Origin of the sequence: Streptomyces sp. NPDC001822 (assembly GCF_042892135.1) — a bacterium.
In the GTDB taxonomy this organism is placed as follows: Bacteria; Actinomycetota; Actinomycetes; order Streptomycetales; family Streptomycetaceae; genus Streptomyces.
The window spans coordinates 34,352-54,667 of record NZ_JBIATW010000002.1; the positions used below are offsets into that span (position 1 = coordinate 34,352).

Genomic DNA, 20,316 nt, shown 5'->3' on the forward strand with positions numbered 1-20,316 from the left:
GATCAGGTGATCGGCCGGTCGGGACGTCAGTCGGTCAGACGCTCACCGGTCGAGGTGGCGAAGACGTGCAGCTCGTCCGGACGCGGCACGACGTGCAGCTCGGTGCCCTTCTCCGGGACGGCGCGGCCGCCGACACGGACGACCAGGTCCTTGTGCTCGCCACCGACCTGCGCGGCACCGTAGACGAAACCGTCGGCGCCGAGCTCCTCGACGACGTTGACGGAGACGGCCAGGCCGGCCGGGGCGTCGGCGGTGCCCTTGGAGAGGCCCTGTGCGGCGGCGCCGCCGTGCTCGACGATGTCGAAGTGCTCGGGGCGGATGCCGACCGTGACGGTGCGGTCACCGCGGTCGGCGGCGGCGGAGAGCGCGGCGCGGGAGACCGGGACGACGCTGTTGCCGAACTTCACGCCACCGTCGGTGATCGGGACCTCGACGAGGTTCATCGCCGGGGAGCCGATGAAGCCGGCCACGAAGAGGTTCGCCGGGCGGTCGTACATGTTGCGCGGCGAGTCGACCTGCTGGAGCAGACCGTCCTTGAGGACCGCGACGCGGTCGCCCATGGTGAGGGCCTCGACCTGGTCGTGGGTGACGTACACGGTGGTGATGCCGAGGCGGCGCTGCAGCGAGGCGATCTGCGTACGCGTCGAGACACGGAGCTTGGCGTCGAGGTTCGACAGCGGCTCGTCCATGAGGAAGACCTGGGGCTCACGCACGATGGCGCGGCCCATGGCGACACGCTGGCGCTGACCACCGGAGAGGGCCTTCGGCTTGCGGTCCAGGTAGTCGGTGAGGTCCAGCATCTTGGCGGCCTCTTCGACCTTCGCCCGGATCTCGGTCTTGTTCACACCGGCGATCTTGAGGGCGAAGCCCATGTTGTCCGCGACGGTCATGTGCGGGTAGAGCGCGTAGTTCTGGAACACCATGGCGATGTCCCGGTCCTTCGGGGGCAGGTGCGTGACGTCGCGGTCGCCGATGCGGATCGCGCCGCCGTTGACGTCCTCGAGGCCCGCGAGCATGCGCAGGGAGGTCGACTTGCCACAACCGGAAGGACCGACGAGGACGAGGAACTCGCCGTCCTCGATGTCGATCTCGAGCTGGTCCACAGCCGGCTTCGTGGAGCCGGGGTAGACGCGGGACGCCTTGTCGAACGTGACACTGGCCATGGCAGTACTTCTCCTCACCGGCAGGAACGTGCCGGACGATCCGAGTAATGGAGTGGTGTGGTCCACCGGAGTGAACCTGGAGTGACGCTACCTGGCGATTTCGGATCTGTCAGTAGTCCAAGGTCCCGAATATTGGGCGTGACCAGGCCGTGAGGTTGGTTAGACTGCTCCGGCACGCCTCCTTAGCTCAGCTGGCCAGAGCAACGCACTTGTAATGCGTAGGTCATCGGTTCGAATCCGATAGGGGGCTCGGGGAGAACCCCAGGTCACACAGCCCGTGACCTGGGGTTCTCTGCTGTCCGGGGTGTGACGTGTCGCACGGTCGAGGGCTATGCACGACAAATGCGCAGGTCTGAGGTCGAATGCCCCGTTTTCTCGGGGCGGCAGGCGGTTCACCCAGTCGTGGGTGTACGTGTTCATGGCGAAACCGGTCGTCGTCTTCGGTGTCTCGTCGCCGTTGAGCTCGTGCTGCTCCTGCGTCCGGTCGGCGGTGTGAAGCGTGATGGGTGCGGCGCCCACCTCTGATCACCCGTCAGTGATCACTCCACCGCCTCGGCGGCGTGGCGCTCGGTACCCAAGTCGCATGGGGGGATGGGGGAAAGAGTGATCATTTCGAATTCCGGCTGATCAAGTGTGACGGCCCGTCCGGAGTGGAAATAAATGATCAAGATTGAGGAATGGTCCCCCGGTTCACTCGCTGGCTTTAGTTTGTATAGTGAGCGGGTCCGAAAACGGGCCACGACATACAAATGAACACGGGTGGCAGCAGACGATGGCACGAGGCCAACGGTCAAGTCGCTGGTGACGCCGTGCCCGTGGGGGGCATGCGCCACCCCGGGAGAACAGTGCGCAGAATAATCATGAAGCGATGGCTGCGGATCACGGCTTTCGCCGTGGCCCTCGCCATCGGTGTCGGCATAGCGTCGCCCGCTTATGCGGGTCAGCCGGGAGAGTCCAACTACTGGAGCCCTGAGGTCTCGAACGGCCAGAACGTCCAGGGCAGGGGCGAGGACGAGGCGAGGGCGCCCAACGGTGACCTCGTCGAGGTGTGGCGGGGGTGGACCAACGACGAGATCTACCTGTCCGTGAACAACGGACCGGCCAGGCGGTGGCAGTCCACGCTGTCGGGCAACGTTGCCCGCACCTACGCCCGCCCTCGTGTGGTGTGGACCGATGCGGGGTGGCGGATCTGGCACACAGGTGTCGATGGACACATCTATTACGGGGGAATCTCGGTATCCGGCGGTCAGCTCGTCGGCTTCGGTGAGTTCTGGCAGGTACCCAACAATGCGGTGACGCGTCCGGATCAGCCGCCGGCCGTGGTCGCTCTCCCGGGCGGCGAATCCGCTTATCTCGCCTGGGTCGGCAGCAATAGCAACCAGATCTACGGCCTTTACTACAACGGCGGGGTGAGCCCCACGGTGTGGGGCCAGCCGGTCGCCATCCCGCATGCCACGAGCGCGACGGCGCCGAACCTCGCCTTCAACCGGAACTGGGGTACGGATCAGCTCGGCCTCACCTGGGCCGGTGAAGATCACGGCGTCTATCTGGCATGGCAGACGTACGGAACGAGTTCGTGGTCGACGTTCCACCTCTACGGCCGGTCGACCAACGTGACACCGAGCATCGTGTTCACCGACAACGGAACGGGCCAGCTTGCCATCATCCCGTACGTGAACGGTTCCAGCTCCGGTGCGACCGAGTACACGACGCTCCGGAGCGACAGGACCTGGGGCGGACAGTGGACCACTGAGAGCCAGCAGCTCGCCACCTGGAATCACCTCCCGCCGACCCTCGCCACCTACAACAACGTGGTGTACTCCATCGCCATCGCGCTCAACGGGTACATGTACTGGAAGGCGTCGGGCGACTACAGCAAGTAGTGGCCTGAGCGGCGCGACGTATGTGCGCGCCGCCGACGGCCCGCAGGCCGCCGGAGCGCAGGCCATCGGTCGGAATCCGGTGGACGGCTCAGCGGAAAGCCCGGCTCGGATTCGTTCCGAGCCGGGCTTTCTTCGTCGCCCGGGGGCTGTCGCCGAGGTTCAGTCACCGGTTCGGCCGTCGTCCTCCGGGCCGAGAGCCTGCTCGAAGTCCTCTTCCGCGCGGCGCTGGATCTCGTCGGCGTCGGCCAGGAGCCGGTCGACCCGTTCCGCGCCGCCGGGTACGGGCGGGGGCACGTCCGTGAGGGTGGCGTAGAGGTAGCCGCACGCCTCCGCCTCCGTGCCGAAGCGCTCGATGACGCTCTCCTCGCCCCGTTGGCGCATGAGGACCGGCCACGCGTCCGCCTCCCGGCGCAGGACGTAGTACGCGTCCAGCTGGAAGGGGACGCCGTGGACGCCCGGGATCTCGTACAGCGCGTCCGGGACCCCCTCGCGGCGGAGGCGTTCGGCGAGCTCGGTCCTGTTCATCGGGTCGGTTCCCCCTTGCATGCGCCCGGGCGGGCTCCGGCCGTGCCGGAACCCGCCCGGGGGAGTGCGGCTGCGATCAGTTCAGGGCTTCGAGCTTCTGGGCGGTGACCAGCTCCGAGACCCGTTCGGTCGTCTTGTACTGGATCCCCAGGCCGGGCTGCCCGAACCAGGGCCGGATGCGGCCGGCCTGCACCGTGAACGCCTCCGTCACCCGGTAGAGGTGGTAGCTGTAGGGGTAGTCGTCGGTGTACCGGACGAGGTTGCTCGGCGGGATGGCGCGCTTGGCGTACGGCGTGCCGGCGGGGGCGAGGAAGTTGCCGCGTCCGCTGCCGAAGAGGTCGACCAGCTGGCCCACGCGAAGCGTCAGCGGCTTCTGAACCGGGTTGCCCGCACGGTCGAGGACGAAGCCGTCGTGGTCCGGGTACCACCAACCGGACTCGCCGGTCACGGGGTTGGTCTGCCAGTAGCACCCGAGGAACCAGTACGCCGATGTCGGGCCCGTGCGGTCGTAGCCGCGCAGCATCCTGCCGATGGCACCCGTCTTCGGCAGGACGCGGGGGCCGAGCCGCCAGTCGTCGAGGTAGTACTGCTCCAGGGCCGGGTTGGGCGCTCCGTTCGTGCCGCGCGTCCGGCCGTCGGTCGGGCAGTGGGCTCCGGGGCGTGCCCTGTCACCGGTGTCGGCGTGGGCGGCCGTCGGTGCCGGGCCGACGAGGAGCAGCAGCGAGGCGATCGCACTCCAGGCGATATTCCGCAGCACCCGCATAGAGATGGTCCCTTCCCATGGCCCGCGCAGGCCGAAGGGGCAGGCGGGCGTCGAGGTCGCGCGAGGGCGCCCCGGAGGAGGGCGCCGCGTTGTGGTGACCCTCAGTCAATTCCGCCTGCGGCGCCGGGTGCGGGCAGGGATACGCGCTGTCACCCGTACGGAGCCGGACGTTCTCCTGATCGGCCTAGCTGTATTGCCCTGTGAGGTTGGGGACGGGGCCGGCCGGACGGTCCCGTGGTGGCGGGACCGCCCGGGCCGGTCATCGGTGGTTCGCGGTGCTCAGTGGCGTCCGGCGATGCGGTCCGCCACCTTCGCGACCCGGTCGGTGCCGGCCCGGGACGAGGCGGCCTCGCGGCGGTCGGCGGCCCGGTAGGCGGCGTAGAGGGTGTGGACGCCCAGCCACCGGAAGGGTTCGGGTTCCCACCGGCGCACCTTGTGGTTCACCCAGGGCAGGGCGGTCAGTTCGGTCGGGCCCGCCTGGCCGGAGTCCTGCTGGATCAGGTCCCGCAGGGTGCGCGCGGCTAGGTTGGCGGTGGCGACGCCCGAGCCGACGTAACCGCCCGCCCAGCCGAGGCCGGTGCTGCGGTCCAGGGTGACGGTGGCGCACCAGTCGCGGGGTACGCCGAGCACCCCGGACCAGGCGTGGTCGATGAGGGTGCCCGCCGTGGTGGGGAAGAAGCGGATCAGCAGGTCGCGCAGGGCCTCGATCGTGGCGGGCTGTGTACGGCCGTCGTTGTCGGTGGCGGAGCCGTAGCGGTAGGGGATGCCGCGGCCGCCGAGGGCGATGCGGCCGTCGGCCGTGCGCTGGGCGTACATGTAGGCGTGGGCCATGTCGCCCAGGGTCTCGCGGCCGTCCCAGCCGATGGTGTCCCAGAGAGTCTCGGAGAGGGGCTCGGTGACGATCATGGAGGAGTTCATGGGGAGCCAGGTGCGCGCGTGGCCCTTGAGGCCCGCGGTGAAGCCTTCGGTGCAGCGCAGGACGTAGGGGGCGCGCACCGTGCCGTAGGGGGTGACGGCGTGCTTGGGCCTGATCTCGGTGACGGGGGTGGACTCGTGGATCGTGACGCCGAGGGCCTCCACGACGTCGGCGAGGCCCTTGACCAGCTTGGCCGGGTGCAGCCGCGCACCGTGCGGCGTCCAGCTGGAGCCCACCGCCCCGCTGACGCGGACGTGCTCGGCCGTCTCCCGGGCACCCCGGAGCACGCGGTCGGTCTCACCGAAGGCGATCTCGACGGAGTGGAAGTCCTTGAGGCGCGCCAACTGGGCCGGAGTGCGGGCGACTTCGAGGACACCGCCCTGGTGGATGTCCGCCTCGATGCCCTCCTCGTCGGCGGTGCGGACGACTTCGCCGACGGTGTCGTTCATGGCGCGCTGGAGGCGTACGGCGGCGTCGTGGCCGTGGAGTCTCGCGTAGCGGTCACGGCCCGCGATGCCGTTGTAGAGCCAGCCGCCGTTGCGTCCGGAGGCGCCGTAGCCGCAGAACTTGGCCTCCAGCACGGTGATGTTGAGGAAGGGCACCGCCTTCTTCAGGTAGTACGCGGTCCAGAGTCCCGTGTAGCCGCCGCCGACGATGCAGACGTCGGCGGTGCCGTCGCCGGGCAGCGGCTCGCGGGGGGAGGGGGTGCCCTCGTGGGCGTACCAGAACGAAATGCCGCCGTTGACGGTACTGACGGTGCTCATGAGTTCCCTGCTTGTCCGTGTGCAGCCGAGTCGCTGGAGGGACGGTACCCCTACGCTCGGGGTGTGATCGAGGTTCCGGACGAGCTGGTCGAGAGTCTTCGGGTCCACGGCGGCACGAGGGGGCGGGAGTTCGCGGACGCGCTGCCCGGGCTGGCCGCGCGGTTCCTGGAGGAGTGGGGTCTGCGGCTCGACGGCCGCGCGATGTACGGCATGTGCGCGCTGGTGCTTCCCGTGGCGCGGGAGGACGGCACGCGGTCGGCGCTGAAGCTCCAGGCGCTGGACGAGGAGACCGCGGGGGAGCCCGTCGCGCTGCGGGCCTGGGGCGCCGCGGGCGCCGGTGCGGTGGGTGTCCTGGAGTACGACGCGGGCACCGGGTCGATGCTGCTGGAACGCCTCGACGAGCGACACCCGCTGACCGGTGTCGCCGACGCGCGCGAGGCTGTGCGGATCCTCGCGGGGTCCCTTGCACGGCTCGTCGCCGTACCCGCTCCGGCGGGGATGCGGAGGCTGGAGGACGTGGCCGCCCGGATGCTGGACGCCGCCCCCGCGACGGTCGCCGGGCTGGCCGCGGAGCACGAGCGGCGGCTGCTGCTGGACTGCGCGGCGGCGGTGCGGGAGGTGGCCGGGGAACCCGGGGACAGGTTGCTGCACTGGGACCTGCACTACGACAACGTCCTCGCCGGCCGCGCGGAGGACGGGCGCGCCGGGGAGTGGATCGTGCTGGATCCGAAGCCGCTGGCGGGCGACCCGGGATTCGAGCTGTTCCCGGCACTGGACAACAGGTTCGACGCGGCCGAGGTGCGGTGGAGGTTCGATCTGCTGACGGGAGTGCTGGGGCTCGACCGGGAGCGGGCCCGGGCGTGGACGCTGGGGCGGGTGCTGCAGAACGGGTTGTGGGCGGTCGGCGAGGGGCGGACGCGGCTGTCGCCGGATCACGCGGAGATCGCCCGCCGGCTGCTGGGGCGGGGGTGATGCGCGCGCCCGCCAGGGATGACGGGACAGCCCTTACGCTGCCCCCATGATTCGTGAAGCGAGCCCCGCCGATGTCCCCGCGATCCACGCCATGATCCGTGAGCTGGCCGACTACGAGAAGGCGCTGGACGAGGCGAAGGCCACCGAGGAGCAGTTGCGCGAGGCGCTCTTCGGGGAACGGCCCGCCGCCTACGCGCACATCGCGGTGTCGGACGAGGACGGCGAGGTGGTCGGCTTCGCGCTCTGGTTCCTCAACTTCTCGACGTGGCGCGGGGTTCACGGGGTGTACCTGGAGGATCTGTACGTGCGTCCCGAGCGGCGCGGCGGAGGCCACGGCAAGGCGCTGCTCGCCGAGCTGGCACGGATCTGCGTGGAGCGGGGGTACGGGCGCCTGGAGTGGTCGGTGCTGGACTGGAACGCCCCGTCCATCGCCTTCTACGAGTCGCTGGGCGCGCGTCCGCAGGACGGGTGGACGGTGTACCGGCTGACGGACGGTGCGCTGGAGCTGCTCGGCGGGGCCTGACGGGCGCGGCCGTCGGAACGTCTCCGCCGGCCCGAAGGCGTGGAGGCGGATGGCGTGCACGGCGGGATCCCCGGGATGTGGGTGGTGGCCGGTTCGCCCGCCCTGGGACCTCACGTGCTTTCGAGGTCGAGCCCGGTCGCGGTCGGGCGCCCGGTTGTTCCCAGGAGCCGCACGGCCAGGACCGCTGCGGCGATGCCGCTGTTGAACGAGACCTCGCTCAGGAGCCCCGGGGCGGCGACCATGTCACCCGCGAGCAGGAACCCGTCCCCGCGGTCGACGGCCGGACGGTCGCGCCAGGTGGTGCCCGGAGGGTCGACGGCGCCGGTGCGCCCGGAGGCCAGCGCCTCCCGGCGCCAGGTGGTGCGGTCCCGCCAGCCGGGGAAACCGAGGTCCAGCATGTCCTCGGCCCGGCGTACGGCTTCGTCACGGGGAGCACCGGGGGCGAGGGGGATCTGCGCCTGTACGAGCTGTTCCCCGGCCGGCGCGAGGGTGGGGTCCTGGGCCGTGAACCGTTCGATCCAGCCGGGGGCGTCGAGGTCGGACACGACGAACGGGTCGCCCCTGCGGGTCCTCAGGGCCAGGTCGAGGAGCGCGGTGCGGCCGCCCGTCCAGGTCAGCGAGGGATCGTCCAGCAGGGACCGGGCCGAGTCCAGGTGCGTGGCGACGATCACCGGACCCTGGCTCCGCAGCCCGGCCAGGTCGCCGGGGCCCACCCGGGCGCCGGGCTCGATGCGTACGCCGATGTCCCAGGCCCGCGAGGCCATCCGGTCGACGAGCCGGCCCCAGCCTCCGACGGGGTAGCGGGCTTCGGGCGGAAGTGCGGCGGCCCGGCGGAGCCGTTCCTGCACGAAGGCGGCGGACAGTGATCCGGGATCGTGGTGGAAGAGCGCCACTCCCATGTAGTGGGCCGCCGCCCGGGCGCCGTCCTCGCCCACCCGCCCGGTGGCCCAGCCGAGGAAGTCGGTGCCGACGGGGGCCCGGCGGGCGCTGCGGCGGGCGAGCCGGAGCAGGGCGAGGGGCGGGGTCCTGCGCAGTGCGCCGCCCCGGCGGAAGAAGAAGCGGGTGCCTTCGAGCGGCGGCACGGTGGCGAGCGGGCCGAGGAGACCCCGCTGTTGGAGCCAGTTCCGGTGCGGGCCGCCGTGGTAGAGCGCGTGCGGTCCCTCGTTGGTGAGGTAGGGGCCCTCGGCGGTCCTCGCCCGTCCGCCGAGGGTGTCGTGTGCCTCGTGGAGGGTGACCGGGGCCCCGGATTCGGCGGCGGTGATGGCGGCGGTGAGCCCGGCGAGCCCGCCGCCGACGACATGGATGCGCTGCATGGCTGGTCTCCTTGCGATCGGCGCTTCTGCGGGGTTGACGGATCGGAGGGCCTGTCCCGTGACACCGGGCCCGGCTGTTGTCAGTGGTGTGCGTCACGATGGGGGGCATGGCACGTACAGGCAACAGGAGCAGGGGCGCGAAGGGCGGGGTGGCGGAGGCGAGACGGCCGGAGGTCCGGCTGCCCCCGCTCGTGGACTACGACGGGGAGGGCCTGGAGCCCGACGGGGATTACGACGGGGTGCGGTTCGAGGGGACCGGTCTCGCCGACGCCTCGGGTCCCGGCGCCCGCTTCATGGACTGCGAGCTGCGCGGGTGCGCCCTGGACCGGACGGAGCTGGTGCGTGCCCGGTTCATCGACTCGGTGCTGACAGGCGTGCGGGGCGTGGGCACCGATCTGGCGGGGGCGTCGCTGCGGGACGTGGAGGTCGTGGACGCCCGGCTGGGAGGGGTGCAGCTGCACGGCGCGGTGCTGGAGCGGGTGCTCGTGCGCGGCGGGAAGATCGACTACCTGAATCTGCGCAAGGCCAGGCTGAAGGACGTCGTGTTCGAGGGCTGTGTGCTCTCGGAGCCGGATTTCGGTGAGGCCCACCTGGTGCGGGTGGAGTTCCGCGACTGCGTGCTGAAGCGGGCGGACTTCACCGCCGTACGCATGGAGGACGTCGATCTGCGCACGGTGGCGGAGCTGGACATCGCGCGGGGCGTCGAGCGGCTGGCGGGGGCGGTGATCAGCCCGGTGCAGCTGATGGAGCTGGCCCCGGCGTTCGCGGCGCAGATCGGGGTGCGGGTGGAGGCGTAGCCGGGGCGCCGCGCAGCGGCTTCGGGCCGCCCGTCTGCCCCCCGCCGGTCGTTCAGAGGCGGGGGAAGCGGGCCTGGAGGTCCCAGATCACGGGGTTGTCGGCGAGTCCCTCGTGCATGTCGGCCAGGTCCGCGACGAGGTCGTGGAGGAAGTCGCGGGCCTCGCGGCGGAGCAGGGAGTGGTTGAAGGTCAGCGGGGGCTCGTCGCCGGGCATCCAGTCGGCCTCGACGTCGACCCAGCCGAAGCGGCGCTCGAACAGCATGCGGTCGGAGGACTCGGTGAAGTCGAGTTCGGCGTACTGCCGGCGGTGCGAGCGGTTGCCGCGGGGGTCGCGGTCGATCTGCTCGACGATGTCGCAGAGAGCCCAGGCGAAGTCGAGCACGGGGACCCATCCCCAGGCTGTGGACACTTCGCGGTCGGCCTTGGTGTCGGCCAGGTAGACGTCCCCGGAGAACAGGTCGTGCCGCAGCGCCCTGACGTCCGCGCGGCGGTAGTCGGTCTGCGGGGGGTCCGGGAAGCGCCGGGAGAGGGAGTAGCCGATGTCGAGCACGGTTCGATGGTGTCATGCCGCACGGACGCCCTGCGCCGGGCGGCCGGGGCGGTCCGTGGGCAGGGCGGTCGGGACGGTCCGGGCGGTCGGGACGGTCCGGGGGGTGGGCCGGTTCGTGCGGGCGCGTCGACGTCCGTCCGCGCGCGACGGGCCCGTGGCCGTGGTGGGGGCGGGCGGGCCTCAGGGGAGCAGCCCTCAGGGGAGCAGCCGTTGTTCCTTGGCCACGGCGACCGCGCCCGACCGGGTCTCGACCCCGAGCTTCTCGTAGATCCGGCCCAGGTGCGTCTTGACCGTCGCCTCGCTGATGAAGAGGGCACGGGCGATGTCGCGGTTGCCGAGCCCCTGGGACAGCTGGCCGAGGATGTCGAGTTCGCGCTCGGTGAGGGTGGGCCGGGGGCTGCGCATCCGGGCCATGACCCGGCCGGCGACCGGGGCGGACAGCGTCGTGCGGCCCTGCGCGGCCGCGCGGATGGCGGCGAACAGCTCCTCCGGGCGTTCCGCCTTCAGCAGGTAGCCGGTGGCCCCCGCCTCGATGGCGCGGGTGATGTCCTCGTCCGTGTCGTACGTCGTGAGGACCAGGACGTGAACGGCGGGGCCGGTGCCACCGGTCCCGCTCGCGGCCGCGATGCGCCGGGTCGCCTCGACCCCGTCGATGCCGGGACCGAGCTGGAGGTCCATCAGGACGACGTCCGGCGTGAGCCGGGCGGCGAGGGCGACGGCCTCCTCGCCACTGCCCGCCTCGCCCACCACCTCGATGTCCGGTTCGCCGCCGAGGAGGGCGAGCAGACCGGCGCGCACGACCGCGTGGTCGTCGCAGAGCAGGATCCGTACGTTCGTGGTCATGCGCGGTCCTCCGGGACGGGTGGCGCGGTGGTGTGGGGCAGGGGCACGGCGGCCGACAGGACCGTCCCCTCGCCCGGTGCCGACTCGACGGTCAGTGTCCCGCCCAGCTGCCGCACCCGGGCGCGCATCGCGGGCAGCCCGTGTCCGCGCATCCCCTCGGGCGCACGCTGCGCGGGTGCGAAGCCGCGCCCGTTGTCGGCGACGTCGAGGACCACACGGTCGTCCAGATGCGTCAGCGTCAGGGCGGCGACGCTCGCCCCGGCGTGCTCGGTCACGTTCGCCAGGGCGCCCTGGGCGATCCGCAGCAGAGCCGACTGCACCCGGTCGGGAAGGGCGGCGGCGGGGGCTCCCTCCACATGGCAGCGGACGGTGAGGCCGCGCGCCTGAGAGGTCTCACGGTCCGCGAGGGTCCGCAGGGCGGCTTCCAGACCTCCGCCCTCCGCCAGTTCGGCCGGGGCCAGATCGTGCACGAAGCGCCGCGCCTCGGCGAGGTTGCGCTCCGCGATGCCGGTCGCGGTCAGGACGTGGCGGCGCGCTGTGGCGGGATCGGAGTCCCAGGACCGGTCGGCCGCCTGGAGCAGCATCTGCTGGCTGGAGAGCCCTTGGGCCAGGGTGTCGTGGATCTCCATCGACAACCGCTGGCGCTCGGCGAGGGTCCCTTCCCGGCGTTCGGTGGCGGCCAGTTCCCGTCGTGTGCGCAGCAGGTCGTCGATCAGTTCGCGCTGACGCTGGGCCTGGCGCCGCATGTGGACGAAGACGGCGGTGGCGACGGCCGCGACCGCGGGCGGGGCCAGTACGAGATTGGGGTCGAAGCCCGTGGCGAGCCGGAGTTGCGCAGCCACGACGAACACGGTCAGGAGGGCGACCAGCGCCAGGGCCGCGCGCGGCGGCAGGATCCGCAGACCCGTGTAGAAGAGCGGCACGGCACACCAGGCGAAGCTGGGCGCGAGGACGACCAGGACCATCCACACGACCACGAGGACGCCGAGCCACGTCAGCCGACGGGGTGTGGGGCGGGATCCGAGCACCGGGCCGAGGAGGTACAGCACGGCGAGCACGGCCGACAGGGCGATGATCCACGGGGTGCGGGTCTCGCCGGGGTGGCGCATCAGGAAACGCGCGAGCGAGGCGCCGAGCAGCAGGAAGAAGGCGGTGTGCATGAGCAGGGTCAGCCGGCGGTCGTCCGGACCGTCCGCCGCCGGGTCCGGACCGGTGCTCCCGGCCGCGGCCGCCCCGGCCCCGTCCGCCCGGTCCGCGTCCGCCCGGTCCCGGCTCGCCCGCTCCGCGTCCGGCCCGGTTCCGTTCCGCCGCACCTCGCACCCCGCGTTTCCCTCGACCCGTGGACCCGTCCCGTCGCGCCGCCGCTGACCTGCGGGGACACCCCATGGTCACCCCGCCGGGCCACCCCCGCATCAACCGATCGGCCGACAGGGCGGTCAGCCGACGCGCATGCCGCTTCCACCCGGTACGCCGACGGTACGGCCCCGGATCCGGCCGGAGGATCGACAACGGAAGCAGAAAGGCTCGATCCGGGCCGATCGATCCGAGCGAACGATCCGGCGAAACGATCCGACGAAATGATCCGAGGAGTCCCCATGAAGAAGATGTCGCTGCGCACCCGAGTCCTGACCGGTGCCGTCGCCGCCGCCGCCCTGGGCGCCGGCACCTTCGGCGCGATGTCCGCGAACGCCTCGACTCCGGCCGCCGCGCCGGCCGCGGCCGTCAAGGCCGACACCGCCGACCGGAACCTCCAGCAGACCACCCACCTGACCGTCTCCGCCGCCACGAAGGCCGCACAGGCCGCCCTGGACGCGGCGAAGAAGGAGAACCAGCGGGTGTCGGTCGCCGTCGTCGACCGCGACGGCAACACCGTCGTCACGTTGCGCGGCGACGGCGCGGGCCCGCAGTCACCCGAGTCCGCCGTGAAGAAGGCGTACACCGCCGTCTCCTGGAACGCGCCGACCTCCGAGCTGGTGAAGCGTCTGCAGCAGGCCCCGAACCTCAAGGACATCCCCGGCACCCTGTTCCTGGCCGGTGGTGCGCCGGTGCAGGTCAAGGGCGCCCCGGTGGCGGGCATCGGAGTGGCCGGCGCACCGAGCGGCGACCTCGACGAGAAGTTCGCGGCTGCGGGTGTCGCGGCCCTCGGCCGGTAGCCGGTACCGCTCGCCGGTCTTTTCACGGGACGGCCCGGCGACGCCGTGGCCCGAGGCGCGCCCCGGAGCCGCGCCCGGTCCGCCCGCGTGTACCTAGGATCGCGGGGTGGACCAGCGAACCGTGCCCGCGCGCCGTGCCGTGCCCGGCGCCGCCCTCCTGCTGGCGGCGGTCGTGCTGGTCACCGCCTGCACGGACGGCCGGGGCGCCGTCGTGGGCACGCCGGGTGCGGCGGGTGTGCGCGACCCGTACTTTCCCCGCCTCGGCAACGGCGGGTACGACGTCACGCACTACGACCTGTCGGTCGCGACGGACGCCCGCGCGGAACGGATCAGCGGCACCGCGGTGATCACCGCCCGGGCGACCCAGGACCTCAGCGCGTTCAACCTGGACCTCGCCGGACTGGAGGTCCGCTCGGCCACGGTCGAGGGCCGTCCGGCCGCGGTGAACCGGGCGGGCTGGGAACTGACGCTGCGTCCGGCGGCCGACGTCGCGGACCGGCTCCGCGCGGGCCGGACCTTCCGCACGGTCGTGCGCTACTCCGGTTCGCCCCCCACCGTCACCGACGCGGACGGCTCGGAGGAGGGCTGGCTGCGGACCGCGTACGGGGCGGTGGCGCTCGGGGAGCCGGCCGGCTCCATGACCTGGTTCCCCGGCAACCACCACCCGGGCGACAAGGCCTCGTACGACATCCGGGTCACCGTCCCCGAGGAGCGGAGCGCCGTCTCCAACGGCGAGTTGGCGTCCCGCCGTACGTCGGGGGGCCGCACCACGTATCACTGGCGCACCCGGGAGCCCATGGCGAGCTACCTCGCGACCGTCGCCGTCGGCCGTTACGCGGTGAGGCGGACCGTCACCGGCGACGGCCTTCCGGTGGTCACCGCGGTCGATCCGGAATCCGCCCGGGCGAGCGCACGCGTGCTGGCCCGGATTCCCGAGGTGGTCTCGTGGGGCGAGGAGAAGTTCGGCCCGTACCCCTTCTCGTCGGCCGGGGCGATCGTGGGCCGGCCCGACGACGCCGGGTACGCGCTGGAGACGCAGAACCGGCCGTTCCTCCCCGGCCCGCCCGGCCTGGAGCTGCTCGTCCACGAACTGGCGCACCAGTGGTTCGGGAACTCCGTCACTCCCGCGAGCTGGCGCGACATGTGGCTCAACGAGGGCTTCGCGACCTACGCGGAGTGGCTGTGGAGCGAGGACCACTCCGGCCCCACCGCCCAGGAGAGTTTCGAGGAGGCCTACGCCGACGAGGCCAACTGGGCCTTCCCGCCGTCCCGGCCGCCGGGCGCCGCGGATCTGTCCCGGCCCCCGGTGTACGGACGCGGGGCGATGGTCGTCCACCGCATCCGTCAGGAGATGCGCGACGACGCGGCCTTCTTCGCGCTCGTCAGGGGCTGGCTGGAGCGGCACCGCCACGGCAACGCCTCGACCGCGGACTTCACCGCGTACGCCGAGGAGGCGTCCGGCAGGGACCTCACGGAGGTCTGGGACGCCTGGCTCGACGGCGGGAGCCGGCCCGCACGCGGCTGACCGGCTCCCGCGTCCCCGTGTGGGGCTACTTGACGGCGACCCCGGTCCAGGCGGCGTCGACGGCCGCGAGTTCGGTGCTGCCGGCCCCGAACAGGTCGGTGGCCGCCTTCTCGGTCGCGACGCGGGCTCCGGCGTAGTCGGTGCTCGACGTCATGTAGACGGAGAGCGCCTTGTACCAGATCTGGTAGGCCTTCTGGCGGCCGATTCCGGTGACCTCGGAGCCGTCCGAGGTCGGGGAGTCGTACTCGACGCCGCCGATGGTCTTCGCGCCGCTGCCCTCGGCCAGCAGGTAGAAGAAGTGGTTGGCGACCCCGGAGGAGTAGTGCACGTCCAGGTCGCCGACGCCGGCGTCCCAGTAGTCCGCCGAGGCGCCGTCCTTGCTGGGCTTGTCCATGTAGCGCAGCGGGGTTCCGTCGCCGTTGATGTCGATCTTCTCGCCGATGAGGTAGTCCCCGGCGTCGGTGGTGTTGTCGGCGAAGAACTCGACGGAGGTGCCGAAGATGTCGCTGGTGGCCTCGTTGAGCCCGCCGGACTCGCCCGCGTATTCGAGGTTGGCGGTGGCGGCGGTCAGGCCGTGGCTCATCTCGTGGCCCGCGACGTCGATCGCGGTGAGCGCGCTCTTGTCGTCTGCCCCGTCGCCGTAGGTCATGCAGAAGCAGCTGTCGTCCCAGAACGCGTTGACGTAGGCGTTGCCGAAGTGGACGCGGGAGTAGGCGGCCCGGCCGTCCCCGGCTATCCCGTCGCGGCCGAGCTCGGACTTGTAGAAGTCCCAGGTCTTGGCCGCGCCGTAGTGGGCGTCGACGGCGGCGGTCTGGCGGTCGTCGCCGGTGCCGTCGCCCCAGGTGTCGTCGGCATCGGTGACGAGGGTGCCGGTGCCCGTCTGCCCCTGGTCGAGGTCGTAGGTCTTGTGGCCGCCGCGCTCGCCGTCGGTCAGCTCGAAGCCCGAGGCGCCCTTGGTGGTCGAGAGGGCCACCTCACCGCTGTACTGGCTGTTGCCGGTGCCGGTCTCCACGGCCTCGAAGCTGTGCAGCTTCTCACCGGTCGTGGCGTCGGTGATGACGTGGAGCCTGCTGGGGGTGCCGTCCTTCCGCACTCCCTTCCGCACGGTCTCGAAGGCGAGGACCGGCTTGTCGCCGCGCGCCCAGACGACCTTGCGGGCGCTCGCCGCCGCCTTCACCTCGGGCTGGGTCGACGGCACGGATATGCGCGCCGCGGCGGCCTTGTCCACGCCCTTGGACGTGCCGTCGGCGGCGGTGTGGGTGACCAGGTCGCCGCCGAGGACCGGCAGTCCGGCATAGGTGCGCTCGTAGCGGGTGTGCACGGTGCCATGGGCGTCCTTGATCACGTCACGGACGATCAGCTTCTCCTGGCTGCCGAGTCCGAGGGCGGCCGCGGCGGCCGGCGCGTCGCTCTGTGCGGCACGCAGGGCGGTGGTGCGCAGGGCCGCGGTGTTCACGCCGAGGGCGGCGGCTCCGGACGAAGAGGCGGTGCTGTCACCCGCGTTGGGGCCGGCCGAGGCGGTTCCGGTCTGTACGCCGACGACGACCATCGCGGCAACTGCGGCCAGGGCGGCGGCGCGAAGGGTGTTCATGTGGGGGGTCATGCCTTCTCCGTTGCTCGTTCCTGTGGGGGTTACGAGCGGAGAGCGTGCCATCGAATGAACGGAATTGACGGGACGCCGACAATTACCTCACAAGTCTTTGACCACTTCTTGTCCGACTGGAGTGCGCGTGTGTCCGCTATGTGACGCACGGGAGCCCCCGTCCGAACGTGCTCGGACGGGGGCTCCCGGTGGGCGGATTCCGTACGTCAGAGGTTGACGCCGAAGTCCTGGGCGATGCCGCGCAGGCCCGAGGCGTAGCCCTGGCCGACCGCGCGGAACTTCCACTCGGCGCCGTTGCGGTAGAGCTCGCCGAAGACCATGGCGGTCTCGGTCGCGGCGTCCTCGCTCAGGTCGTAGCGGGCGATCTCGGTGCCGCCGGCCTGGTTGATGATGCGGATGAAGGCGTTCCGCACCTGGCCGAAGTTCTGGCTGCGCGCCTCGGCGTCGTAGATGGAGACCGGGAACACGATCTTGTCGATGTCCGCCGGGAGGCCCGCGAGGTTGACGTTGATCTGCTCGTCGTCGCCCTCGCCCTGGCCCGTGATGTTGTCACCGGTGTGGACGATGGTCTGGTCCGGCGTCTGCTTGTTGTTGAAGAAGACGAAGTGGCCGTCGGAGTAGACCTTGCCCGCGCCGTTGACCGCGATCGCCGAGGCGTCGAGGTCGAAGTCGGTGCCGGTGGTCGTGCGGACGTCCCAGCCGAGGCCGACCGTGACGGCGGTCAGGCCCGGGGCCTCCTTGGTGAGCGAGACGTTGCCGCCCTTGGACAGGCTTACAGCCATGGGAAGTCCCTTTCCTCGTCGTGTGCGGGCTTTCGTGCCATCACGAAAGCTACCGTCACCCGTCCTAACGCAGACAAGAGACCACGAGGTTCCTGCCCGCTTTACTTTCTTTGCCGAACTTCTGGCCGAACGCTCGCAAAACAAGGTGACGGACGGGCCGTGGGCCGGGGAACATGGGGGTCATGTCCGGGCCCTATGTCATCCGCGGTTCGGTCTCCCTTCCGGAGGCCGAACTCATGTGGCGTTTCTCGCGGTCCTCGGGGCCCGGCGGGCAGCACGTGAACACCAGTGACTCCCAGGTGGAGCTCCGGTTCGACCTCGCGGCCACCGAGTCGCTGCCCGAGGTCTGGAAGGCGCGCGCGCTCGAACGCCTCGCGGGCAGGCTGGTGGGCGGGGTCGTGTCCGTACGGGCCTCGGAGCACCGCTCTCAGTGGCGCAACCGGGAGACGGCCGCCGTGCGGATGGCCGCTCTGCTGGCGGAGGCCACCGCGCCGCCGCCCAAGCCGCGCCTGAAGAAGAAGATCCCGCGCGGGATCAACGAGCGGCGTCTGCGGGAGAAGAAGCAGCGCGGCGACACGAAGCGCGGACGCTCGGGCCGCGACTGGTAGACGGCGGCCCGGCCCCCGGGCCGGCGGGGGTTCCGGGCCGGTCAGCCCAGCCTGCGGTAGCGGCCCTTGAAGTAGGCGAGGGGCTCGGCGTCCGCGTTCGGCAGGGACGCCGTCAGCACCCGCCCGATCACCAGCGTGTGGTCCCCGGCGACGACACTCTGCTCGGTGCGGCACTCCAGGGTGGCCAGCGCCCCGGAGATCAGCGGCGCGCCCGTGATCCCGCCCCGCACGAAGGGCAGGTCCTGGAACAGCAGCCGGTCGCTGATCCTGCCCTTCATGGCGAACCGGCCCGCGATCTGCCGCTGGCTCTCCGCGAGCACGGACACCGACCACAGGGGCTGCTCGGCCAGCAGGTCGTCCATCCGCGAGTCGTTGCGCAGGCTCACCATCACCAGCGGCGGGTCCAGGGAGACCGAGACGAACGAGGTCGCGGTCATGCCGACGTCCTCGCCGCGGCCGTGTTCGTCGAGCGGCGGTTCCTCGGCGGTGACGAGCACCACCCCCGCGGCCAGACGGGACAGGGCGGCGCGGAATTCGTCGTTGCTCACCCCCTCAGGATGGGGGACGGCCTCGGGGCGTGGGGCGGGGGGAGTCTTCTGCAGCACACCGGGCACGCTAACGCCGCGGGAAGGGCTCCCGCATCGGGCCAGGGGACCAGCCGGGTCCTAGGACCCGGGACCATCTGTGCGGATTCGCGATCCGCAAGCACGGGGGGCGCACACGGGCGCACTCGGAGGGCCTTTACCATGTGTTGTGACTTGAGTCACAGAGAGCAATATTTGTTGACCCTGTGTACCGGGTGCGCAGCTCACTGTGATTCAGTGGCGGTGACACTGCGATAAGTACGTCGATATGAAACCTGGAGTAACTGTCGAGGTCTCAGGGAGTGCGAGCAATGGAGGCCGAGTCGGAGCCGTACGTCCGCCTTGCGACCATGCGGCAGCTGCACCAGGCCGTCGCTGATCTCAACACGGCGCGGAGTCTGGCGGACACGCTGCAGAGCGTGGCCGACGGCATCGTCGCCGGGCTCGGCTACGAACTGGGCTGCGTGAACCTCGTCCGCCCCGACGGAGATCTCGTGGTCGCCGCGTTCGCCGGCAACACCGCGGCCGAAGCCCTGATCACCGGCCGGGTCGGCTCCCGTGAGTCGTGGGAGCGCAGGCTGACGATGGGTGAGGCCTGGGACAGTCTCCGGTTCATACCCCACACCGAGGGCTGGGTGCTCCTCGACGACGACGTGCCGCAGTGGCACACCGAAGGGCCCGAGCCCCGCTTCGAGGACGAGTGGCATCCCCTGGACCGCCTCTACGCCCCCATGTACGCCTCCGGCGGAGGCCTGGACCTCCTGGGGGTCATATCCGTCGACCGGCCGCGCAACGGCCGCCGTCCGGGCGCCTGGGGCCGTGAGGCCCTCCAGATGTACGCCTCCCAGGCGGCCATTGCGATCAGCAACGCCCGCCTCCGGGCAAACATGCAGCGCGCCCTGGTCCGGCTCGAACGCGAACAGCAGGCGCTGCGGGCCAGTGAGGAATCCTTCCGCCAGGCCTTCGAGTACGCGCCCAGCGGCATGGCCATCGCCGAGATGGGCGGTGACCAGCACGGCAGGCTGCTGCGGACCAACGACGCGCTCTGCCGCCTCCTGGGCCGCCCGGCGTCCGTCCTGCGCCGCTACTCCTTCGCCGACCTCGTCCATCCCGAGGACATCGGCACCCTGCTCCGCACGTCCGCCGAGGGCGGGCGGGCCGAGCTGCGTCTGGGCCGCAGGGACGGCACGTACCTCTGGGTCTCGCTGCGCAACTCGGTCGTCGCCGACACGACCGACGGCCCCCGATTCCTGCTGACGCACGTCGAGGACATCGAGGAGCGCAAGCGCAACGAACTGCACCTCGCGCACCGGGCCTCGCACGACGCGCTCACCGGTCTGCCCAACAGTGCGGAGCTGCGCTCGCGGCTCGGCGCGCGGCTGTGTGAGAGGCCTCACTCCTCGGTCACCTCCAACGCGGTCGAGGCTCTCGACGCGGCGTACGGCGACGGCTCCGCGGTGCACGGCTACCGGGCGGACGGTTACGAGTCCGAGATGGTGGCGGGCGTCGGCCCGTACGACCACCACGTGCACACGGTGGCGCCCGACACGGAGCGCGACGACGGGACCAAGGGGCTCGCGGTGCTCTTCTGCGACCTCGACGGCTTCAAGTCCATCAACGACCGCTTCGGGCACCACGCGGGCGACGCGGTTCTCATCGAGGTCGCCCGGCGGCTCACGACCTGCGTGCGGGACGGCGACACCGTCGCACGGCTCGGGGGTGACGAATTCGTCGTCCTCGCGGACGGTCTCGGGGCCGCAGATGCCGCGGACCTGGCCGTACGCTTGCGTAACGCCATCATTCCACCCATCCGGGTGGACGGCCGGGCCGTCAGGGTCGGGGCGAGTTTCGGCATCGGCTGGGCCGAGTGCGGCATGACCGAGGAAGAGGTCCTGCACTCCGCCGACCAGCGGATGTACATGGAGAAGCGGTCCCGTTCGAAGGTTCACCGCAGGGCCGGCTGACGTTTGCACCCCGGCGGTTCCCGTACCCCGCACGGTTTCCCGCGCGGGCCGAAGGCAATTCGACGTGTGCTCCGTTCGGGGTAGG

At 71.4% G+C, this 20,316-nt stretch carries 19 protein-coding genes and 1 tRNA gene; 9 read left to right on the top strand and 11 right to left on the bottom strand.

Going from position 1 to position 20,316, the window contains the following annotated elements:
- Positions 1-26: 26 nt before the first annotated feature.
- Complete coding sequence (locus ACFYY2_RS04385; protein WP_388736909.1) at positions 27-1,163, bottom strand: ABC transporter ATP-binding protein; 1,137 nt, start codon at positions 1,161-1,163, stop codon at positions 27-29.
- A 176-nt stretch (positions 1,164-1,339) separates the two neighbouring features.
- Here ACFYY2_RS04385 and ACFYY2_RS04390 point away from each other — a divergent pair.
- Both ACFYY2_RS04390 and ACFYY2_RS04395 read left to right on the top strand, forming a co-directional pair.
- A tRNA-Thr gene (locus ACFYY2_RS04390) sits at positions 1,340-1,413 on the top strand.
- 610 nt (positions 1,414-2,023) lie between these two features.
- Positions 2,024-3,046, top strand: a complete 1,023-nt coding sequence (locus ACFYY2_RS04395) for a hypothetical protein (protein ID WP_388736912.1) — start codon at positions 2,024-2,026, stop codon at positions 3,044-3,046.
- A gap of 159 nt (positions 3,047-3,205) precedes the next feature.
- Here ACFYY2_RS04395 and ACFYY2_RS04400 read toward each other — a convergent pair whose 3' ends face one another.
- The 3 genes from ACFYY2_RS04400 to ACFYY2_RS04410 all read right to left on the bottom strand — a co-directional run bounded on the left by ACFYY2_RS04400 (position 3,206) and on the right by ACFYY2_RS04410 (position 6,014).
- Positions 3,206-3,571, bottom strand: coding sequence for a hypothetical protein (locus ACFYY2_RS04400; protein WP_388736914.1), 366 nt, complete (start codon positions 3,569-3,571; stop codon positions 3,206-3,208).
- Positions 3,572-3,647: 76 nt separating this feature from the next.
- Positions 3,648-4,334 carry a TNT domain-containing protein gene (locus ACFYY2_RS04405; RefSeq protein ID WP_388736916.1) on the bottom strand — a complete coding sequence of 229 codons (687 nt, stop codon included), beginning with the start codon at positions 4,332-4,334 and terminating at the stop codon, positions 3,648-3,650.
- A gap of 279 nt (positions 4,335-4,613) precedes the next feature.
- Positions 4,614-6,014 carry an NAD(P)/FAD-dependent oxidoreductase gene (locus tag ACFYY2_RS04410; protein ID WP_388736918.1) on the bottom strand — a complete coding sequence of 467 codons (1,401 nt, stop codon included), beginning with the start codon at positions 6,012-6,014 and terminating at the stop codon, positions 4,614-4,616.
- Positions 6,015-6,077: 63 nt separating this feature from the next.
- Between ACFYY2_RS04410 and ACFYY2_RS04415 the strand changes: the two genes are divergently transcribed.
- Together ACFYY2_RS04415 and ACFYY2_RS04420 are read left to right on the top strand one after the other, a co-directional pair.
- Positions 6,078-6,986 (top strand): aminoglycoside phosphotransferase family protein, encoded by a 909-nt coding sequence (locus tag ACFYY2_RS04415; RefSeq protein WP_388736920.1) that lies wholly within the window; start codon positions 6,078-6,080, stop codon positions 6,984-6,986.
- A gap of 46 nt (positions 6,987-7,032) precedes the next feature.
- Positions 7,033-7,509, top strand: a complete 477-nt coding sequence (locus tag ACFYY2_RS04420; protein ID WP_388736921.1) for a GNAT family N-acetyltransferase — start codon at positions 7,033-7,035, stop codon at positions 7,507-7,509.
- Positions 7,510-7,619: 110 nt separating this feature from the next.
- Here ACFYY2_RS04420 and ACFYY2_RS04425 read toward each other — a convergent pair whose 3' ends face one another.
- Positions 7,620-8,822, bottom strand: a complete 1,203-nt coding sequence (locus ACFYY2_RS04425) for an FAD-dependent oxidoreductase (protein WP_388736924.1) — start codon at positions 8,820-8,822, stop codon at positions 7,620-7,622.
- Positions 8,823-8,920: 98 nt separating this feature from the next.
- On the opposite strand from ACFYY2_RS04425, the gene ACFYY2_RS04430 reads away from it, so the two are divergent.
- Complete coding sequence (locus ACFYY2_RS04430) at positions 8,921-9,619, top strand: pentapeptide repeat-containing protein (protein WP_388736927.1); 699 nt, start codon at positions 8,921-8,923, stop codon at positions 9,617-9,619.
- A 52-nt stretch (positions 9,620-9,671) separates the two neighbouring features.
- Here the strand turns inward: ACFYY2_RS04430 and ACFYY2_RS04435 are convergent, their stop codons facing one another.
- The 3 genes from ACFYY2_RS04435 to ACFYY2_RS04445 form a co-directional block, all read right to left on the bottom strand.
- Entirely contained in the window at positions 9,672-10,169 is a 498-nt protein-coding gene (locus ACFYY2_RS04435; RefSeq protein ID WP_388736929.1) for a hypothetical protein, read from the bottom strand.
- 195 nt (positions 10,170-10,364) lie between these two features.
- Entirely contained in the window at positions 10,365-11,012 is a 648-nt protein-coding gene (locus ACFYY2_RS04440) for a response regulator (RefSeq protein WP_388736931.1), read from the bottom strand.
- On the bottom strand, positions 11,009-12,325 hold the full coding sequence (locus ACFYY2_RS04445; RefSeq protein WP_388736934.1) for a sensor histidine kinase: 1,317 nt from the start codon (positions 12,323-12,325) through the stop codon (positions 11,009-11,011). Before ACFYY2_RS04445 ends, ACFYY2_RS04440 begins: the two co-directional genes overlap by 4 nt.
- 282 nt (positions 12,326-12,607) lie before the next feature.
- On the opposite strand from ACFYY2_RS04445, the gene ACFYY2_RS04450 reads away from it, so the two are divergent.
- Positions 12,608-13,165 (top strand): heme-binding protein, encoded by a 558-nt coding sequence (locus tag ACFYY2_RS04450; RefSeq protein ID WP_388736937.1) that lies wholly within the window; start codon positions 12,608-12,610, stop codon positions 13,163-13,165.
- A 106-nt stretch (positions 13,166-13,271) separates the two neighbouring features.
- Positions 13,272-14,690: a M1 family metallopeptidase gene (locus ACFYY2_RS04455; RefSeq protein WP_388736939.1), complete on the top strand. Its 1,419-nt coding sequence runs from the start codon at positions 13,272-13,274 to the stop codon at positions 14,688-14,690.
- A 25-nt stretch (positions 14,691-14,715) separates the two neighbouring features.
- Here the strand turns inward: ACFYY2_RS04455 and ACFYY2_RS04460 are convergent, their stop codons facing one another.
- Positions 14,716-16,293, bottom strand: coding sequence for a M4 family metallopeptidase (locus ACFYY2_RS04460; protein WP_388736941.1), 1,578 nt, complete (start codon positions 16,291-16,293; stop codon positions 14,716-14,718).
- A 206-nt stretch (positions 16,294-16,499) separates the two neighbouring features.
- Positions 16,500-17,075 carry a TerD family protein gene (locus tag ACFYY2_RS04465; protein ID WP_327116139.1) on the bottom strand — a complete coding sequence of 192 codons (576 nt, stop codon included), beginning with the start codon at positions 17,073-17,075 and terminating at the stop codon, positions 16,500-16,502.
- A gap of 173 nt (positions 17,076-17,248) precedes the next feature.
- On the opposite strand from ACFYY2_RS04465, the gene arfB reads away from it, so the two are divergent.
- On the top strand, positions 17,249-17,683 hold the full coding sequence (gene arfB / locus ACFYY2_RS04470; protein ID WP_329039677.1) for an alternative ribosome rescue aminoacyl-tRNA hydrolase ArfB: 435 nt from the start codon (positions 17,249-17,251) through the stop codon (positions 17,681-17,683).
- A 41-nt stretch (positions 17,684-17,724) separates the two neighbouring features.
- Here arfB and ACFYY2_RS04475 read toward each other — a convergent pair whose 3' ends face one another.
- Complete coding sequence (locus tag ACFYY2_RS04475; RefSeq protein ID WP_388736944.1) at positions 17,725-18,231, bottom strand: flavin reductase family protein; 507 nt, start codon at positions 18,229-18,231, stop codon at positions 17,725-17,727.
- Between the two features lie 347 nt (positions 18,232-18,578).
- Between ACFYY2_RS04475 and cdgB the strand changes: the two genes are divergently transcribed.
- Positions 18,579-20,231, top strand: coding sequence for a diguanylate cyclase CdgB (cdgB, locus tag ACFYY2_RS04480; protein ID WP_388736947.1), 1,653 nt, complete (start codon positions 18,579-18,581; stop codon positions 20,229-20,231).
- Positions 20,232-20,316 lie beyond the last annotated feature (85 nt).

What these genes read in the sequence shown, in the direction of transcription:
- ACFYY2_RS04385 (WP_388736909.1), bottom strand. Translation starts at nt 1,163, where the DNA reads ATGGCCAGTGTCACGTTCGACAAGGCGTCCCGCGTCTACCCCGGCTCC.
- ACFYY2_RS04395 (WP_388736912.1), top strand. Translation starts at nt 2,024, where the DNA reads ATGAAGCGATGGCTGCGGATCACGGCTTTCGCCGTGGCCCTCGCCATC.
- ACFYY2_RS04400 (WP_388736914.1), bottom strand. Translation starts at nt 3,571, where the DNA reads ATGAACAGGACCGAGCTCGCCGAACGCCTCCGCCGCGAGGGGGTCCCG.
- ACFYY2_RS04405 (WP_388736916.1), bottom strand. Translation starts at nt 4,334, where the DNA reads ATGCGGGTGCTGCGGAATATCGCCTGGAGTGCGATCGCCTCGCTGCTG.
- ACFYY2_RS04410 (WP_388736918.1), bottom strand. Translation starts at nt 6,014, where the DNA reads ATGAGCACCGTCAGTACCGTCAACGGCGGCATTTCGTTCTGGTACGCC.
- ACFYY2_RS04420 (WP_388736921.1), top strand. Translation starts at nt 7,033, where the DNA reads ATGATTCGTGAAGCGAGCCCCGCCGATGTCCCCGCGATCCACGCCATG.
- ACFYY2_RS04425 (WP_388736924.1), bottom strand. Translation starts at nt 8,822, where the DNA reads ATGCAGCGCATCCATGTCGTCGGCGGCGGGCTCGCCGGGCTCACCGCC.
- ACFYY2_RS04430 (WP_388736927.1), top strand. Translation starts at nt 8,921, where the DNA reads ATGGGGGGCATGGCACGTACAGGCAACAGGAGCAGGGGCGCGAAGGGC.
- ACFYY2_RS04440 (WP_388736931.1), bottom strand. Translation starts at nt 11,012, where the DNA reads ATGACCACGAACGTACGGATCCTGCTCTGCGACGACCACGCGGTCGTG.
- ACFYY2_RS04450 (WP_388736937.1), top strand. Translation starts at nt 12,608, where the DNA reads ATGAAGAAGATGTCGCTGCGCACCCGAGTCCTGACCGGTGCCGTCGCC.
- ACFYY2_RS04460 (WP_388736941.1), bottom strand. Translation starts at nt 16,293, where the DNA reads ATGACCCCCCACATGAACACCCTTCGCGCCGCCGCCCTGGCCGCAGTT.
- ACFYY2_RS04465 (WP_327116139.1), bottom strand. Translation starts at nt 17,075, where the DNA reads ATGGCTGTAAGCCTGTCCAAGGGCGGCAACGTCTCGCTCACCAAGGAG.
- arfB (WP_329039677.1), top strand. Translation starts at nt 17,249, where the DNA reads ATGGGGGTCATGTCCGGGCCCTATGTCATCCGCGGTTCGGTCTCCCTT.
- cdgB (WP_388736947.1), top strand. Translation starts at nt 18,579, where the DNA reads ATGGAGGCCGAGTCGGAGCCGTACGTCCGCCTTGCGACCATGCGGCAG.